General features: G+C 39.0%; 14 protein-coding genes and 5 pseudogenes. 13 read left to right on the top strand and 6 right to left on the bottom strand.

What is annotated here, in order from left to right:
- The first annotated feature begins 688 nt into the window (after nucleotides 1-688).
- On the top strand, nucleotides 689-1,150 hold the full coding sequence (locus INF29_RS11640) for a hypothetical protein (protein WP_193486734.1): 462 nt from the start codon (nucleotides 689-691) through the stop codon (nucleotides 1,148-1,150).
- 484 nt (nucleotides 1,151-1,634) lie between these two features.
- Here INF29_RS11640 and INF29_RS15515 read toward each other — a convergent pair.
- From INF29_RS15515 to INF29_RS11630, 3 genes and pseudogenes are all read right to left on the bottom strand, one after another.
- Nucleotides 1,635-2,009, bottom strand: a pseudogene (locus tag INF29_RS15515) (IS256 family transposase); the annotation flags it as partial.
- Nucleotides 2,010-2,153: 144 nt separating this feature from the next.
- Entirely contained in the window at nucleotides 2,154-4,043 is a 1,890-nt protein-coding gene (locus INF29_RS11635) for an ATP-dependent nuclease (RefSeq protein WP_193486732.1), read from the bottom strand.
- Nucleotides 4,044-4,076: 33 nt separating this feature from the next.
- Nucleotides 4,077-5,060 (bottom strand): Fic family protein, encoded by a 984-nt coding sequence (locus INF29_RS11630; RefSeq protein WP_193486730.1) that lies wholly within the window; start codon nucleotides 5,058-5,060, stop codon nucleotides 4,077-4,079.
- 144 nt (nucleotides 5,061-5,204) lie between these two features.
- On the opposite strand from INF29_RS11630, the gene INF29_RS11625 reads away from it, so the two are divergent.
- Both INF29_RS11625 and INF29_RS11620 read left to right on the top strand, forming a co-directional pair.
- Nucleotides 5,205-6,377, top strand: coding sequence for a tyrosine-type recombinase/integrase (locus tag INF29_RS11625; RefSeq protein WP_193486728.1), 1,173 nt, complete (start codon nucleotides 5,205-5,207; stop codon nucleotides 6,375-6,377).
- A gap of 345 nt (nucleotides 6,378-6,722) precedes the next feature.
- Nucleotides 6,723-6,872 (top strand): MerR family transcriptional regulator, encoded by a 150-nt coding sequence (locus INF29_RS11620; RefSeq protein ID WP_193486726.1) that lies wholly within the window; start codon nucleotides 6,723-6,725, stop codon nucleotides 6,870-6,872.
- Nucleotides 6,873-7,067: 195 nt separating this feature from the next.
- On the opposite strand, the gene INF29_RS11615 is transcribed toward INF29_RS11620, so the two are convergent.
- A complete protein-coding gene (locus tag INF29_RS11615) occupies nucleotides 7,068-7,847 on the bottom strand; it encodes a hypothetical protein (RefSeq protein ID WP_193486724.1) in 780 nt (259 codons plus the stop codon).
- 460 nt (nucleotides 7,848-8,307) lie between these two features.
- On the opposite strand from INF29_RS11615, the pseudogene INF29_RS11610 reads away from it, so the two are divergent.
- From INF29_RS11610 to INF29_RS11585, 7 genes and pseudogenes are all read left to right on the top strand, one after another.
- Nucleotides 8,308-9,185: pseudogene (locus INF29_RS11610) on the top strand (DUF6017 domain-containing protein).
- Between the two features lie 45 nt (nucleotides 9,186-9,230).
- The gene (locus INF29_RS11605) at nucleotides 9,231-9,641 is read left to right on the top strand and encodes a PcfB family protein (protein ID WP_193486723.1); all 411 of its coding nucleotides are present in this window, start codon (nucleotides 9,231-9,233) and stop codon (nucleotides 9,639-9,641) included.
- Nucleotides 9,642-9,686: 45 nt separating this feature from the next.
- A pseudogene (locus INF29_RS11600) lies at nucleotides 9,687-10,430 on the top strand (DUF3846 domain-containing protein); the annotation flags it as partial.
- Nucleotides 10,431-10,487: 57 nt separating this feature from the next.
- Nucleotides 10,488-10,706, top strand: a pseudogene (locus INF29_RS15375) (DUF4316 domain-containing protein); the annotation flags it as partial.
- A 27-nt stretch (nucleotides 10,707-10,733) separates the two neighbouring features.
- Complete coding sequence (locus INF29_RS11595; protein ID WP_193486720.1) at nucleotides 10,734-10,910, top strand: hypothetical protein; 177 nt, start codon at nucleotides 10,734-10,736, stop codon at nucleotides 10,908-10,910.
- 343 nt (nucleotides 10,911-11,253) lie between these two features.
- Nucleotides 11,254-12,402 (top strand): HNH endonuclease signature motif containing protein, encoded by a 1,149-nt coding sequence (locus tag INF29_RS11590; protein WP_193486718.1) that lies wholly within the window; start codon nucleotides 11,254-11,256, stop codon nucleotides 12,400-12,402.
- Nucleotides 12,386-12,685 (top strand): nucleotidyltransferase domain-containing protein, encoded by a 300-nt coding sequence (locus INF29_RS11585; RefSeq protein WP_193486716.1) that lies wholly within the window; start codon nucleotides 12,386-12,388, stop codon nucleotides 12,683-12,685. Before INF29_RS11590 ends, INF29_RS11585 begins: the two co-directional genes overlap by 17 nt.
- A gap of 48 nt (nucleotides 12,686-12,733) precedes the next feature.
- On the opposite strand, the gene INF29_RS11580 is transcribed toward INF29_RS11585, so the two are convergent.
- A complete protein-coding gene (locus tag INF29_RS11580; protein WP_243184152.1) occupies nucleotides 12,734-12,949 on the bottom strand; it encodes a hypothetical protein in 216 nt (71 codons plus the stop codon).
- Nucleotides 12,950-13,221: 272 nt separating this feature from the next.
- Between INF29_RS11580 and INF29_RS11575 the strand changes: the two genes are divergently transcribed.
- The 3 genes from INF29_RS11575 (at nucleotide 13,222) to INF29_RS11565 (ending at nucleotide 15,716) form a co-directional block, all read left to right on the top strand.
- Nucleotides 13,222-13,947 carry a DUF3990 domain-containing protein gene (locus INF29_RS11575; protein WP_193486714.1) on the top strand — a complete coding sequence of 242 codons (726 nt, stop codon included), beginning with the start codon at nucleotides 13,222-13,224 and terminating at the stop codon, nucleotides 13,945-13,947.
- The gene (locus INF29_RS11570) at nucleotides 13,928-14,371 is read left to right on the top strand and encodes a hypothetical protein (RefSeq protein WP_243184151.1); all 444 of its coding nucleotides are present in this window, start codon (nucleotides 13,928-13,930) and stop codon (nucleotides 14,369-14,371) included. The genes INF29_RS11575 and INF29_RS11570 overlap by 20 nt, the downstream gene beginning before the upstream one ends.
- Before the next feature lie 232 nt (nucleotides 14,372-14,603).
- Nucleotides 14,604-15,716 carry a HipA domain-containing protein gene (locus INF29_RS11565; protein ID WP_193486710.1) on the top strand — a complete coding sequence of 371 codons (1,113 nt, stop codon included), beginning with the start codon at nucleotides 14,604-14,606 and terminating at the stop codon, nucleotides 15,714-15,716.
- Between the two features lie 538 nt (nucleotides 15,717-16,254).
- Here the strand turns inward: INF29_RS11565 and INF29_RS11560 are convergent.
- A pseudogene (locus tag INF29_RS11560) lies at nucleotides 16,255-16,500 on the bottom strand (transposase); the annotation flags it as partial.
- Between the last annotated feature and the right edge of the window lie 1,280 nt (nucleotides 16,501-17,780).

Genomic DNA, 17,780 nt, shown 5'->3' with positions numbered 1-17,780 from the left:
CTCAAGATAGATGCGCTCCCAGCGCTTAATAATACCGAGACAGTTGATATTAAATCTTCTCATGGTTTCACTGAGACTTAGACCTTCTTCCCGCATCGTTTCTACCACCAGTTGCTTGAATTCTGGTATATATCGTTTATTTGGTACTCCTTTTGGCATAAAAATCACCCCACTTGTTATTCAGTATATCATACTGTCTAACAAATGGGGTGCAGTTCATTTCTTTTTTAGTAAATAGTTTTGTCTTTGTTTAATCTGAACTTGTAATGATTGATTTTTGTCTGTTGAAAAAACAGATAGACGGTTTAAGGATAAAAAGCGTTTTTGTATTTATGTATCGGATGAAAAGGATCCATGTGCCAAAACTACATATTGTCATACTGTAGAGAAAAGTGAAAAAGTATTTTGCAATATGGGGTACTGAGAAACGGTAAAAAGATGCTGAAAGTAAATTTTTATCTGTAATAAAATAAATTGTATATCAATCTAAATGATATGGCTCTTTATAAGTACATGATTTGTATTGACAATTATGTTAAAGTATAGGAAGTTATTTGGCATTCATGAAGGGTGAACAGACAATAATGGGGCTACAGAACTGAACGGAGATAGTTGAAGGTAGATTATTTATTCGATATAATTATGTCTAACATATACATAATATTTCTGATATAAAAGGAGTGGTAAAATGAAAGAGCAATACTTACAAGATGATGTATTTTATGTCTGTACATTGATTGAATATATTGCAAGAAAAACAAAAAATCACCGTCAGGACGTAGTGAAGCATTTTACAATTAGCGATATTTTGTATCAGTTGGAAGCGGCGCCCATGAATCACTGCTTAAGTTTAGAACAGGTTTCGGATGAAGTGATTGAAGATTATCATATTTCGGAGGGGTCTTTTGATACGGTAAAGGAATGCAGATATCGAGTTCCGTCAGAAACTGATATTGGAAGAGTTTATCAGAATTTAGTATTATCCCTTTACGAAGATAACTATGCGCAGGGGATACGAGATGTTTTTTCTTCTTTTATCAGCGATGAGATTTCAAATTTTAATTCAAATAAATGTTATAGTAATCAAGATTATTTGAAATTTTCTTTTCAAAAAGGGCATATGTTACCAGAAGTAGATAAGCCAGAATGATAAACACAAAAATGTTTGATTCATTCTGGCTTTTTGTACCTTAGCTGCTTTTAGAGATAAATTAAATATTTTTGTGTATTAATTACCAGATATGATTTTAGAATGAGTTTTTAGAAACGTATTAAAAAGCCAATTTTAAAGGTTTTCGTATGAAAATAAAATGAGAAGAAAATATAGAAACTAGTATCATCTAATTTCTATATACTATTAAGGGATGGTAGGTTAATAATAGGCAGTTTTTTACCGGTTTTAACCAAACACCCAAAAGAAATGGGATGGTGAAGCTAGTTTTTCAAAGCAAAGTGCTGATTAAGATATTGATTTATTCTGGATGTCGATTTTCCTACATAATACTCGGTTTACCATAGACTTACGTCTAGTTATGGATGGTATTTTCTATGGCTTCAAATTAGTCGATATACGGTCTTTAACAAAGTAGTATCGCTTGGAAAAAATTTAATCTTTGATATGTAGGAATTAGTGATTCTATGGTATTGATGATGTATATTACCTTCCGAATAGCTGTTGAAAATTTGAAAATCGGAGATATAGCATTTTAGTTATCCTTCTAGCGTTGCATGGAATTAGGATATGGGGGTATCTATTTTCTGTTACCTAGTCAAGGGTCATAAAAGTTTTTTTATATGGCGTCTGATAAATTGACAATGGCTTCGTTGATCTAATATAAAAGATCAGGATAGCTTTTAATTCGCAATTGTTAGTTTATTTAAGGCAGATAACCAGTATTTAGAGATTTTGTTATTGCTGATCTGAATAGTAACACTTCTTTTTTGCCTGCCGTATTGATTTCAAGAATCACATATTCCGCCAATTTTCGGATTACATTGTTATTTCGGACAGGTTAGTATCAGAGCGCCACTAATGTAAACGAAGCCCGGAAAGCCTGATGTAGACAGGTTTTCCGGGCTTCGTGCGTGACTTGGGTAGCTTCGCGCTTATTGTAAACGACAAAAAATTTAGGAAGATAAGCGGCTGTTCATTGTTATAATAAAAACCGCGCAGGAACGGTATCCTGTGTAAACTCATAGATAGTATCACAATTTTTAAGCAATCGTGACTTTATTTGAAATCTACAAACGAAAGTGTTTGTCTTCTGATCAGAGACAAAATCAATAAGATCAATAATTCGTTTATATGCGTTCCATTGGGTTTTAGGGTGTGTTTCAATAGTTTCCTTTGTAATAGAATTATTTATGCGGAACAAACTTTGTACAGCATGTATCCAATCGCTAAGTTTAATTGCTACCATGCGCTTAATATCAACAGTTGTTATAGGGCATAGTTTATCGAGCAATTCAACAAGGTCTGGATATTTTGCCAATAATTGTTCTTGAGGGAGCGCACTTATACAGTCGTATTCCGCTAAAAAGTAATCTGTTTTATTGCTATCGGCAATTACATATTGATTTCCAATATAAGTAGAATAATAGTTCTCAATTTCCCCTTTTGCTAGAACATAGACATTGGATAATTCAAAGCAGTTAATAGCATATGTTGCCAAAGCTTTTGCTCGTGAAAGTTTAATTCTATAAGCGTCATTAATATATTGGGAGATTTCATCTGATATTCTTTGAACCGCGAGAAAAGTTAACCTTCTTTTGATTTTTAATGCATGTTCTCCATGAACTTTCTTGAGAGTGGCAAGAAAATCGGAAAATTCAGAAGAAGGATTATTCAAAGATGAAAGGTCAAAAGTTATAAGGAAATCAGCAATTTCGCCCGATAATGTCTGCAACTCTCCGATAATAGCCATGAGTTCTTTCTGTCCTTGTTCAGCAAGATATTTGCTAGACTCAGGAAGGTTTGCAATTGTTTGTCGTATTTTCCCTTCGAATAAAGCATCAAGGTCAACAATAGCTTTTGCAGAGATTCCTAATTTCTGGCATAAAGTAAACATGATGTCTACTTCATCTTTGCCACCGACATCAATAATGGATACTCCCTCTGCCCCTAAAGGAATATCACGCTTATACTCAATAAGGTTTAATAATTGTTGATCAATGTAACCTTCTACAAATACCGGAGAAGATGCAAAAAATAAAGTTTTATGATTTGTGTTAATTCGCATTAAAAGACGATTAAGACGTTCTAATTGATATGTATCAAATTCATAACTAGAAATGAAAGAAGGTATTACCTCTTTGTGAAACACAATATAATTCAACAAATCATCGGAGTTGTTGATATCCAGCATATATGGGGAATGAGTTAAAATGATAAAAATCTTCTTCCCACTTTTAATATCTCCAGCATTCTTTTTTATTTCCTGCAAAATAAATTGTTGAAATTGGGGATGAAGATTAAGTTCGGGTTCATCAAGTATAATGCAATTATAGTCATCGTTATAGATAAAAGTTAATAGAGTGATGATTTCTTTAAGGCCGTGGCTTTCGCTCTTTTTTAGGTCATAAGGTGTATCCGTTTTTTTATCGGAAACTAAAACATTAAGAAATCCTGCATTTTCATGAAATATGAGTTCTTTTTTGAAAATATCAGACAGTATACTTTCAACTTTAATTTGAAGGTCAAGTTTGTCTTTGAGTTCAATTAGAGCATCAACGCTTTGTCCAAGTTGCTCTGCTTTTACTCTATATGTATCAAAACTATCGATATCGAGGCCCTTACTCAATTTGTCATAAGCAAATTGTCCACCAATTGCATCCCACTTACCCGCCAAATTGGCAATACGATCTGCGCTAAAATATCTCACTTTAAGCCCATTTTGCCCAAGTTGTTGTTTTAATTTCTCGGCAAATATGCTTTTACCAGTTCCATTAGCACCTACAATATAGGTGATTGGTCCCCAATCATCTTTCTTGAAATGTTGTTCACCCCAAAGAAAATCAATTTGGATATCAACAGGAATTTTCATATTAATCCCCTTTCTTGGTAAATAACGGTTTTTCTAATCTATTCTATAGATCCAATGCCCGTTTTCATGGTATTTCTTGATTTTATTTTTGGTTGCTAAGTTCGTAAGAATCCGATTTGCTGTAGCCGCCGACACCCCGCACAATTCTCGAACATCGGCGTTCATGATATAGTCGTGAGTTTTGAGATACTCCTGAATTTTGTTCCAACGGAGTGTGACCTTATCCATCTTACCATCGCTCATTCCTCTGCTTGTGTTAATCACTTCTACAAGCGATGCTTTGATGGCTGAGAGCATAAACTCGATAAATAGCGTAGGTTCTCCCGCGTCATTGGAGGTATTGATGGCTTCGTAATACTCCTGTTGCCGGTCATGGATGATAGACTCTACCGGGAGCCAGGCAAACGCTGAATTCCACTTGGAAAGCAGCAGTGTGTGCCACAGTCGCCCCACACGCCCATTTCCATCGGCAAAGGGATGGATCAGTTCCAGTTCATAGTGGAACACACAGCTGCGGATCAGCATGTGTACCTCACTGGTCTTTGCCCAATCCAGCAACTCCATGACCAGATCCGGGACATACTGTGGAAGCGTGCCAAAATGCAGGACATGCTCTTCGTTGTCTACCACGCCCACAGGTCGTGTTCGGAATATTCCGGATTCCTCTACTAAGCCTCGAGTCATAATGCCGTGGGCAGTCAGCAGATCTTCCACCGAATAAGGATCGAGTTCATCAAGCCGCTCGTAAATCTCGTAGGCGTTCTTGACCTCGGCAATATCCTTGGGTGGAGCCAGGACATGCTTACCATTCAACACAGCAGTCACCTGCTCCAAAGAAAGGGCATTCTGCTCGATGGCTAGAGACCCATGGATGGTTCTAATCCGATTGCTGCGCCGCAGCGTCGGATTGGCGGAAAGCGAAGATACCGCCGATAGTTTCCCCACCAGTTCCGCAATTTCCGCCACATAGTCAATCATTTGATTGGTAATTTCAAAAGGAGGCTTTTGGTTTCTCATGTAACACCTCACTGGGTCAATCATTATTTTTATTATACCACACATCACTCATTTCATCAATCAAAACGGTATCGTATTTGAGCGATGCTTTCCTTTTTGATATACAGAACTGCTATGATAAATTTTGAAAAGGAGGAATTTATCATGGCATCCATTGTGAAACGAAATAAAAGCTTTAGTGTGGTCTACACATCATACGAAGGCGGAAAGAAGAAGCAGCGGTGGGAAACCTATCATTCTTATGAAGCGGCGCTGCATCGAAAAGAACAAGTTGAACTCGTACAAGCAAAACAGAAGGAAAGGTTACAGAGCCATGCCGACAATCTGGCGGAGCTTCTTGAGGAGTATATAGAGCTTTATGGACGGGCTCATTGGTCCTATTCCACGTATACCAATCATGTGGCTCTAATTCAAAACCATATTCTGCCGGCTTTCGGAGACATGAAGCTGACAGAATTCAGCCCTAAAACGATTGCTGCACTGTACAGCAAGATGAGAAATCAGCAAAACATGACACCTCAAATACTGTCCTCTGTCCATAAATTACTGCATAGCGCATTTGAGCAAGCGGTGCTTTGGGAATACGTAGACCGAAATCCATTTCATAAAGCGACACTTCCAAAATCATTTCCTTGTCCAATGGAAATGTTGTCCAACGAAGAAATCAAGAAGTTATTGCAGAGCAGCGGATTTTCGCTACTTGGGATTGCAGTTCATCTCGCATTTGCAGGATCTCTGCGTAAAGGCGAGATCCTGGCGTTGACTTGGAATGATGTAGATTTCAAAAACGGCACTATTTTCATCAATAAAACGCTGAAACGAGTGCGGAAGGACGCAATTCAAGCGTTGGACCGGAACGATATTCTCTATCAATTTCCTGCCGTGTTTGATGCGGGACGAACAGTGATTGTTTTGAAGCGTCCGAAAACCCGATCCAGTATCCGTACCGTTTACCTACCGCCTTATGTAATGGACCTGTTTCGGGACTGGAAAAAGGAGCAGAGTCCTTGTGGAAAGAATGTACCGGATCTGATCCTTCGGTATTCTTCAGGCAGACCATTGCAAGAAGAGGCACTCCCAAGAATGCTGGAAAAGCAGCTTCTTGCATTAGGTCTTCCCAAAGTAACCTTTCACAGCCTGCGCCACAGCAGCATCACATATAAATTGATTCTGACCGGCGGAAATATCAAGGCGGTGCAAGGAGATTCCGGACACGCCCAAGCCGAAATGATTACCGAACGGTACGGACATGTTATTGACTCCTGCCGAAAAGAGTGTGCGCAGAATTTTCAAAAAGAGTTTTATGAAGCGTTGTAGTTTCCCAATCAAATAATCAAGAGCGCCGGAGATTTTCCGGCGCTCTTGGTTTCAAGATTTCCTGATAAAATTTTTGCTAATCAGAATGGATTCGAACGACAGTCCTTCCGCTTAGGAGTACGTCGTACCATTTCGTAAATTGTTCATATCATATCTTCCCGTGTTATTTCTTCGTAAATTGTGCTGCCTGGAGGCAGGTCAATTTGCACAAATTCCCCTAAAATATGCTACCTTACAACGGCTTTTCAAATGTCGTATTAGCAAGGTATTAGCAGGAACCCTTTGAGACAGAGGGCTTCCAGGGGCTATTTCAAAATGCTATTAGTACAGATGGAGGATAATCTTATGAGCACCAACACACCCAACGAAAAAGGAACGCCCCAAAGCAGAACATACACCGTGAATGACATCGCAACCATTCTCGGTATCGGCTGCGCTACGGTCCATAAACTCGCCAACTCCGGATTGTTCAAGACGATCTGCATCGCAACATGATCTGCATCTCTAGGAAGTCCTTTGAGGGAGTGGCTGAAGATGGAGGGACTGGACGACAAAATTGAATGATCATAAGAGGTCCTCAGATTGAATTCCTGAGGACCCCTTATGATTTGAATTCAGCCAAAGCTGTCCTACAATAATCAAGCGAGGCTATATGAATTCTAAAAAGAAACAATAATCTGTTAATGTCCTTCAGTTAGATTCATTACCAAATTCTATAAAAAGGTCATCATACGGTCTCGAATCTAAAATATATTTTTTAAGCCATTCGTATTTTTCATTTATCGATTTCTGTAATTCAGGTGTCACTCTATTTTTTAATAATTCTGCTCGACACAAAGACAGAACATTATCCTCGAGGTCTAAGTTTTCTATACGATTAAAACCTAATTGGTAACTATTTAAATAGTGGATATAATAAAGACCATCCTCATCTTTTTTTAGAATACTACCATTTATTTCACAACTTCCGTATTTTTTGTTATTATATTCTGCGAGTCTATCTGCAAATCGGGGATCAATTATAACACGTGGATACTTGGCCACTTTACTTTCTAAATAGTAAGATCGATTCATTGCCGGTCCAAACCAAATATTATGATCCGGATCATAATAAATATCATCAAATGTAAGTGAACCTCTGATAAGAAAACCGTTGCGAAGGAATTCCGACAGCACTTTTTCAGTATTATAACAAGCGATACACATGAGCTCATCATCGTTTTTTCGACATTCTTCAATACCTAATTTATAGTCATAAATGATATATGCACAGTCTGAAAATACATGTATTTCTCTCTTATAAACCGTGTGCGGATGAGCTGCATCATACGATTTTTCACGCGTTATGGTATCAGCGAAAATCCTCATTATCTTATACCATTCATCAAAGTTCTCTCTATCTTGCGAACCAAGAATATCAATAAAAATTGTTACAGCTTTTCTAAACCCATGCGTATTATCTGTTGTCATGCCAATTCCTCCTTTTGTCTATATATGTGCGCTGAAATTTGGAATTTTTAGAATATTTTGTTGTTTAACATCTGTTATCTTAGTCATGATACAGGCATTCTAATTTTGGAATCGCTATTATGGTAACATGAATAACATTCAGATTCAATGTGCTTTTCACTTGAGAAACTCAGACAGAATGTAAGTGAATATCATGAACATGATGCAAAAGCTATGAGTGAAAATACCACTCATAGCTTTTGCATTTATTGTTTAGCTTTATCTTTGTACTGATAAACAAAGGTTGGCTTATCTTTTTTGACCACACCGAAAGAGACCGAAAATCCTATGTTTTTTACTTCTACAACCAGCCCCAATACTGCCGCCCATAGGTTTTCCCTCCAAGCTATCCAAACGGCATAGAGGCCGCCTTTTCTCTAAAAATTAACACTTTTTCAGACCGCCGAAAGGAGGTGATATGATGGCGGTATTTTGCATTGAGAAAACCTGTGACTATACGGTGATATCCAACCATCACCTGCGAAACGCGGGGTTGTCGCTGAAATCCAAAGGGCTGCTCACCATGATGCTGTCCTTGCTGGAGGACTGGAACTACACCACCAGGGATCTTGCAAAATCTGCAAGGAGGGCACGGACAGCATTGGATCAGCTCTGAAGGAACTGGAGCACGTCGGGTACATAGTCCGCAACCGTCTGCGGGACAGCAAAGGCAAGATCGTGGATGTGGAGTATGTCATCTATGAGACGCCCCATCCCCCGGACACGGGCCAGCCGTGTGAGGACGAGCCAGATACGGAAAACTCGGATATGGGTAATCCATGTCTGGAAAACCAGCCACAATTAAATAAAGAGAAAAGAAATCCTGAAGAACAAAATACTGATTCAAAAGGTACGGAAGGATCAAATCCTATCCAATCAAGCCCACAAGCCCCCGCAGGGGTCAAACGGACCGGACGGGACTGGATGTGGGAGCGAGAGAGTTATCGGGAGCTGATTTTGGAGAATATCGAGTATGACTATCTATGCCGGGATGACCGGATGGAGCGGGATATGCTGAATGAGCTGGTGGAGCTCATGGTGGATACTGTCTGTTCCCGCAGGGAGACGATCTGCATTGCCGGGGACGACTATCCGGCAGAAGTGGTCAAATCTCGGTTTCTGAAGCTGAACAGTTCCCACATCGAGTATGTGTTGGACCGTATGCGGGAGAACACCACCTATGTCCACAATATCAAGAAATATCTGCTGGCTACCCTGTATAACGCTCCGGCCACCATCGACAGCTACTATGCGTCCCTGGTGAACCACGACCTCTACGGCAGCAGAGAAAGAAGATGATAGGTCACGCAGGAAGAAGTCACACAGCGCACCGTTGCCCTCTGTGTGGAGACCACCAAGCTCTCCGCCGGGATGCTGCAACAGGCTATGAAAAAAGTGCTGGACGAGATGCAAAAAGGAGTGACCGGCTACAAGGCCAAGTTGCACCATGGAAAGCAGACCCTCCGGCAGCTTATGAAGCACAACACCAGTGTTTCCAACATCGAGATCACCCACCAGAACATCCGGGTCTTTTCCGCAACCGCCAAGAAATACGGCATTGACTTCACACTGAAAAAGGATACCAGCGGCGAGATACCCCGCTACCTGGTGTTCTTCAAGGGGCGGGATGCCGACGTCATCAAGGCAGCTTTTCGTGAGTTCTCCGCAAAGAACCTGCAGAAAGAGAAAAAGCCCTCCATCAAGGAACGGCTGGAACAGAGCAGGAAGGAATGTGCCAATCAAAGTAAGGTGTAGCCCCATCGGGAAAAGCCTGCGCCGGAGCGATAAGGAGGTGTCGCTATGCCCCATTATGACTATGACAAAGATTATCCCTTTGCCGCCTGCATCACCAACCTGGGCAAGTACAACGAGGGCGCCCTTGTGGGCGAATGGGTGAAGTTTCCAACCACGCTGGAGGAACTGAAAAAGGTCTTTGAGCGCATTGGCATCGGCGCGAAGGATGACTTCGAGCAGACCTATGAGGAATGGTTCATCACGGACTACGATTGCTATGTGGACGGGCTCTATGACCTGCTGGGCGAGTACGCAAACCTTGACGAACTGAACCACCTGACCTCCAAGCTGGACTGCATGAACCAGGATGAATATGAGCGGTTCCAGGCGGCCGGATACGGTTTCCACCACGAGACGGAGGACGGGAAGTATCTTATCATGGCTAACGGAAGTCGCGCCTTTGCCATCCCCAACGGAAACACCTCCGAACATACCGCACCGGAGAAGCTGACTGTTCTGGTGGTGGAGCCCATGAAGGAGCCCTATGTGAAGGAGATCACCCCCGACCTCCATGCGCTACAAGTGGAGGTGGGCGGCGATATTGCCGCTTCCTATCCCTTTGACGATCCGGCGGGGCTGGTCCTGAACGATGAAGGAAAGCTCATCGGTCTGGACCTGAACCGTTCCCTCCGGGACGAACATGGGGAGATTTACGACATTGTGGTGGGCACCTTCCTAGTGGTGGGCCTGGGACCGGAGAGTTTCGCGTCCCTGCCCTCGGACATGATCCAGAAGTACACCGAACAATTCAAGCGGTCGGAACTGTTCGCCAGCATCAACGGGCAAATTGTGTCCGTCCCTGTGGAGCCGGAAAACTCGCTGCACACGGCGGAAATGACCTTGGAGGACGACTATGGGATGATCGACGGGATCATCAACAACGGCCGCCGTGGTGAAGAATTGGAGAAAGCCCAGGCCGAGGCGCGCAGGACCACGCCAGAGAGAAAGCCTTCCATCCGGGAGCGGATGGAGGATGCGAAACGGGAGTGTGGGGAGCGGAAAGACCCGGACAAGCCTGCCCTGTAGAAGAAGCCCCCCGGAGCTGGGCGACCTATGAGCCGGAGCAAGAAATGGCGTCTGGAATGGGCGTTCTTCCTGGGCGAGAACGTGAGGCGTCAGTATAACAAGCTCTGCAAAGGATGCATCCATCCCTGCAAGCAGAGCTTCCGGGCAGTGGTGGTGTCCTGTCCGCACTATCTTTCCCGCCGCACCAAAAAGTGTGGGAATTAGGGTTCAAAATGGGCAAAGAAACCGGCTGTGGCGGTTTTCCAGTGTAGGGGCAGTATGATTTCCCATGTGGAGAGGCTGTTTGTTTCTGCATAGCAAAAATGCTGAATTTTACCTTTAGGCAATATAGGAGCGCCGTCATCGGATCAAAGTGGTTTGGTAGCGGTGCTCCTTTTTTGTTGTAAAAATAAGAACTTCTGATATAATTAGTTTACCAGCAAATTACAAAATTTGATTCGCCAGTTCTATATACAAGTAGTTCTGTCATGCCATTAATGCGATATAGATGTTTTTATATGGTGTCCAATACAATGACAATAAAATAGTAAGCAAAGGAGAGCTTTCCATGAGTAGCAGATATATAGCCGAAGTTGTAAAAAAAAGATTATATGCAGAATCAATGGGTAGGTGCATGAACCCGGCATGTCAGCAGGATTTATTTTGCGAAAATGGAGATATCATTGAAAAAGCACATATTGACCCCTACTGTGAAACGGCAGACAATACATTTGAAAATTTGGTTTTATTATGCCCAAACTGTCACACAAATTTTGATAAAAACCATGCATTTACGCCTGAAGAAGTTTTAGGCTGGAAGAAAATCAGAAGAGAAGAAGTTGAGAGACTGTTTAGCAAAAAATTTATGAATTTTGAGGAACTTAAAAAAGAAGTAGCACCTTTGCTTGAAGAAAATAAATCTATATATGAAAACTATTATTTGCAGGAAAACAAAGCTCTCTGGGACAAATTTGAAGTTAAGGTCTTACAAAATAACAAAAAACTTAAACTTTTATTCTCTGCAAATTTAGGCTTATTTCAGAGTAATAATACTAAAGAATATTCAAACTTAGAATATATTCGACAGTTTATTGCTCATGTGGAAGAATTCGAAATAACTCGTGATGATGCCGAAAAAACTAGAAAGATTCTTTTCCCTCCGGAAATTGATTCGATGTTTGGCGTAGTTCCTGTTAACGAATCTATCATTCCATCCACAGAGTCTTTGGAACTTCTAATTGGAAAATTAATTGATGAAGATAAGTTTGAGGGAATAGTTCTAGGTGTGGAACACCCATGTATCTATGTTAATGAAAATGGAGCAATAAATTCTATCTTTTTAGATGATACTCCTCAATTGAGGCAAATGTACCACGATTATAAGTGCTTTAGAAATGCAAACGTTCGTTTGGAAAGTCTAAATTTTGCATTGAAATACATTCGGTCACGAAAAATCGAATTTGAGTTTTTGACTAATACAAATTTAAGAGAAATATTCATACAGGGTCGGAAGATGATTTTTATTTATGAATATTGTTTAAGTGAAGCCTTCCTAAGACAACTAACGCCTGAAGAAAATACTGTCATTGTAAATCTGCATAACTGGAATGGAGAAAGTTGTATTACACATCAAGCATATTCTCTGGCTGAAAAAATGGAAGTAACCTTATTGACGATGGATGATTTTTACAGATATATTCATGAAATCAAAGAATAACATCTTAGAACTTATCAAAGAACAAATCTCACTCTTTGATCCATTTGAATCCGCATATTTGTTTGGCTCTGCAATAAATCCTAATCTTATTCATCATGATATAGATATATTAATTATCTATACAAAATACTCACAAGAAATAGAAGATTCGTTAAAAAAGGTTACGGAGAAGTTAGGGGAAACAATTGATTTACCCATTGATCTGACAGCTCTAAGTATTCGGGAAGAACAAGATACGGCATTCTTGGAAAAAATTGAACCTCACTATTTAAAAATAAAGTAAAACCAAATGGAACCCTCACAGAATATTTGGGGCAGCCTCATGTTAATTCTAGTTTATTTTCTTTTTTTTTAACTTTTTCAAAAGGCTGTTAACATTCTGCTGAAGCGCATCGTATTCCTTTTCCTCCCGCTGTATTTTCCGAAGCTCCTCTTGCAGAGCGGTCTCGCGGGCGGCGAGTCCATCTAACTTCGCTTTCAGCTTTTCGGCCGAAGGCAGTTTTGTGAGTCCGACCTTCTTTATCTCCCAGGCTGCCGCCTCAAACAAGATGATCTCGCTTTCAAACCCACGCAGGAATTTTTCCTTGTCCTTTGATGCCTTGTATCGGTCATAGACAGGTTTCAGTTTGCGGTAGGTGTCGATCTGCTTGCCTAGGAGGGCAAAGATTTTATGCGCTAAAGGTTGGAAAACAAGCAGATGTTACTCGATTGACGTACCTTTTTCTTCTCTTATATTCTACATATTATCTATTTTATATTTTGTTTGCACACTACAAGGAAAGATATATAATTAACTAAATGATAGATTTGGAGGTTTTTATGGAAAATATAATAAAAGAAAAAATTGATAGAATCATTGCAAACTATCGAAATAATCATAAGTATAATAAAAACTCTCTAATTCTATACCATGGTTCTAAAGGTGGTATTAGCGGTGATATCAAGCCAATAAGCCGTATACGTTGTGACTTTGGAAGTGGTTTCTATATGGGAGAAACATTCCTTCAGCCACTCACCTTGATCTGCAACAATGATGATGCGATTTTTTATATCTTAAATGTAGATCTGTCTGGTCTAAAGGTCCTTGAAGTAGATATTGATTTAGACTGGGCACTTTTAGTTGCATATCATAGGGGTAAAATGGAGGGTTATGAAGATTCTGAACTATTTAAAAAATACCAAAATATGACCAGAGGCTATGATATGGTAATAGGATATATTGCCAATGACAGAATGTTCTATGTATTGGAACAATTCTTTGAAGGACAGATTACAGATCGAGCGTTGATACAAAGCCTGTCGGCACTGAATCTTGGAAGGCAATTTGTTGCTCTTACAGAAAAAGCGTGCAGCCAAATAAAAGTAATTGACAAAATGAAACTCTCTAAGCAAGAGCGTCAATATATGGTAGAAAAAAGCAGCCAACAAAGAAAAGAAGGAATTAACCTCGCTAACGATATATGCAAAAAGAATCGAAGAACAGGATTATTCTTTGATGAAATCTTGTCTGAGGAGGCTAATGAAAATGAAACTAGAAAGTTATGAACTCCAACTTTGTAATATACAAGGAAAACTATTTGAGTTAAGTTTGAAGAAGGGATATTCGTCTGAGAATTTTATCCGTGCCTTTATGCAGAGCAAAGTGGCTGAATCATTAGATTCTCTATATGATCGTTTGCAGTGGGCGGGAGAAGAATATATCTTAGAAGAATTAGAGGATGAAGTAAAATTAGATTACGGGAAAACTTATGATAAGGAAGTGCTTTATTGGATAGGTTATATCTATCGCTATTGGCATTATTACACTGGAGAATCCAGTAAAGAAATTTTCAGAATTGCTGATGGAAAAACTATGAATTACTGTTGGTTAGGATACCACACATATGATGCCCAAATGGCAATCGAAGAGTTGAAAAATGATTTTAGCAGCCAATATAATCAAATACTCAAACCTATGTCTTTTGAATAGATACCTAAGGAGAAAGTAATTTCTATAGTTTGTTCTATAATACATGAGAGAATTACGGTGAGTACAACATATGCGTAAAATTCTTAATATCCCAAGGGGATATATCCTGTTTTTAGAGATAAGATAGATGATTTTGCCAGCTATGCTTAGAGCAAAAATTGTTGTCTGAGTCAACAGGATTAAGACCACTGTATTTTCAATGAAAAAACAATAAAATTTTGAGGTGATTTGTATGAATAAACTTCTATATGATACTGACCACCATTTCGTCTTGCTAAATAAAGATGAAGTCCTAGCAACTTTTCATGTTGATGAAAAGTTTGACACCATAACAGTTGACGAGGTGTTTTGGAACGCACCTGATTGGATTGATAATTTAGAAACGTTTATTTCCAGCAGGCGTGCTCCAAAGCACAGAGAAAATATTCAAGAACTATTGCGTTTGAGCGGTTGCGATACCATATTGGGGTTTTTGCAAATATCGCATGCTCTTTCTCTGATTGATACTTTTTGGGTTAAGCCAACAAATAGCAATCTAACATGGAAAGATGTCTCATTATATACTCATGATTTTAATGAGGTTATAGCTAAAACAGCTTTTGAGGGCGGGCTGCATGGAAGAGAATTATCTACCACAAGTCCTGAGTATGGTACCGATGGGAGTTTCGCTAAATGTTGGATAAGAGAGCGTGAAAATATAAAGTTGCTAAAGCGAGGAAGTAGTGGAGCGAGAAATGCTGGACTAGAGCCTTATTCAGAATTCTACGCAACACAGATCATAAAAGCTTTTACAAGTGAATTTGTTCCTTATGATTTACGTAGTGTAGGTGGAAGGATATGCTCGATATGTCCTATATTTACATCAGAGGAATATGGATTTCTTCCATATGCTGCAATAGATAAAGGTAATACAACTTTACGACAGGTATTACAGAATATGTCTAAATATGGTTTGGAAGAAAAGGCAAAAAGAATGTTTGTTATTGATGCTGTTATATTAAACGAAGACAGGCACAAAAACAATTTTGGATTTATTGTAAATAACAGAACCCAGGAAATTGTGGATATGGCACCGCTTTTTGATCACAATCTTTCTTTACTACCATATGCAGAGGAAGAACAATTCGAAAATATAGATAACTATCTGGAGCAGAGAGGACCTAGACTAGCAGACTCATGGGTTAGAAGTGCTGCTATGTGCCTAACAAGTGATACAAGAAAAGTGCTTATAGATTTGTTGGATTTTGAATTTCAGAAACATCCCAAATATAATCTCCCAGATTGGCGCTTAGATCATTTGGATAAAATTGTCAGAAAGATGATAAAGGATGTATTGAATTTCTAATTTCAATATTAGCGGATTAGAAGTAGAAAGTTGGGTTTTCTACTTCTTTTTTATAGTTGATATATTAAGTTAGAACAGTCGCAGAAATATCACAGACTATATCAGTAGAGAGAATATACAAGCGTCTGATTTTTACCATGTCTAAGAGTTTATCCAGTATTTGAAATTTCAAAAAATTTTTAGACCACTATGATGATTTATACAGCATGGATATGTTCGGAGAAAGCATAGAAGGATATAAGCATATAAGCATAAAACACCTTATCAAGTCGTGGAAATGTTAAAACCGCATTTGAAAGAAGATATGGAATTGTTACAGAAAATATTAAATGATAAACGTTTTGATGTGAACTGCATCCCATTTGTTAGACAGTATGATATACTGAAAACAAGAGGGATGATTTTTATGCCAAAAGGAGTAGCAAACAAACGATATACACCAGAATTCAAGGATAGCGTCAAGGTTCTTTCGCAAAAACAAATCTAGCCATTTGGTAGCCGGCAGTCAACCGGCTATGATATCAGACTGCAGATCATCCTATGCTTTGAAAGGGTGATCCATGTTCATGTAACGTCTGGCTCCCCAGTTCGTTGCTGCTACATGGCGCAGTCTGGCACATACGAGTATCAGAGCACTCTGCCCATCGGGGAAAGCGCTGATTGCTTTTGTTCGGCGTTTGATCTCACGGTTGAGGCGCTCAATGGTGTTGTTTGTTCGAATCCGAGTCCAATGCTGCGTAGGAAAATCCATATAGGTTAAGGTTTCTTCGACACTACTACGGACAAGATCTTTTAAATCATGCTTTATTAAGTCTTCATTTAGCTGTATAATTTTATCAGACATGGTTCTATAGCCTCCTTTGATGGGTTTTGTTGTGGTGACTTAATTCTACTAAACGGCTGTAGGCTATGTCTTTATTATTATGAAATTTTATTTTTGAGAAATTTATTATACGTTATCAATATATGAAAAAAAGGAGAATAAATCAAATGCAAAAAATATCATAAAGTAAATGGGGTTATAGTCATCCATTAGATAACTTAAATAATATATAAGGAGAAGTCAAGGTGCAAAACTAGGAAAACTGAGGGAAAAGTAAAAAAACTTGAAAAAAGCTGAGTAAGATGTCAAGGCTGAAAATCTGGAGTATAGATGCCGAGAGAGAATGCCTAGACTTACGTGTGCTAATTTGACTCCTACTCAGTATTCTGAATTGTTTTGCATCGGTTACCAGAATTGGTACTAGATTCAATCTAAGTGACCTCGTGTAGTCTGTAAGACGCTGATTTTATGTTTTTATCGTGGTATTTATTTATGCCAGCGAAACTGAGAAAAAGTGGGTTCACCTCCTATCGAGTGAGTGTAGTATGAATCTACCTTCAAACTAGAAATTTCAAAGACGAAATACAAACCGGATCAAAAGTGAATTTCCTGTCGGTTGTGCTTTTGATGTTGCTTTTCGTTGGTTTTTAGATTCTTCCTCTACAAGAAGTTGTAGGAAAAGAAGCTCAAAAAGATCAAGAAAGAGACTAATTCAGTTCTGATTTCGCCTATGATGATAGGGAGGAAGATGAGTATTATCATTGTTAATTATTTTGCAAATCTTGTCTTGTATCAGATTAAGAAATATGTTTTTTGTTGCTTCATTTCAGAAGAAAAATTGCCATATAGGTAAAAAATAATAGAGGCAATTTCAAAGGAAAATTAACTAAAGTAAAGCGATGCTTGTAGGAAAGTTTGTAATAAGAATGATAATAACATGGACAAAAAGAGCTTTGAACAAAGTATGTAATTAAGAAAAGAACATGATAATATAGTATTGTTTTATAAAAGAAAAGAATAAAATAAATCCATTTACCAGTATTCTGCTTAAATCAGATAAAAAGTATTTCCTGTTTTCAAGGAGTGTAGGATTACAATACATGTGTTACAACTAAATATTTAAAAAGCGAGGATAGGCTCACTTTGTGTTATATTTGAATCACCACAAAACAAAAATACATAAAGGAGCATCCTCGCATGGCAAGTATAACACAAGATATGAGATACCGTCTATCACTTAT

The organism is Anaerotignum lactatifermentans (genome assembly GCF_014982935.1).
Lineage (GTDB): Bacteria > Bacillota > Clostridia > Lachnospirales > Anaerotignaceae > Anaerotignum > Anaerotignum lactatifermentans.
This window is presented reverse-complemented; position numbering and strand designations above follow the sequence as displayed.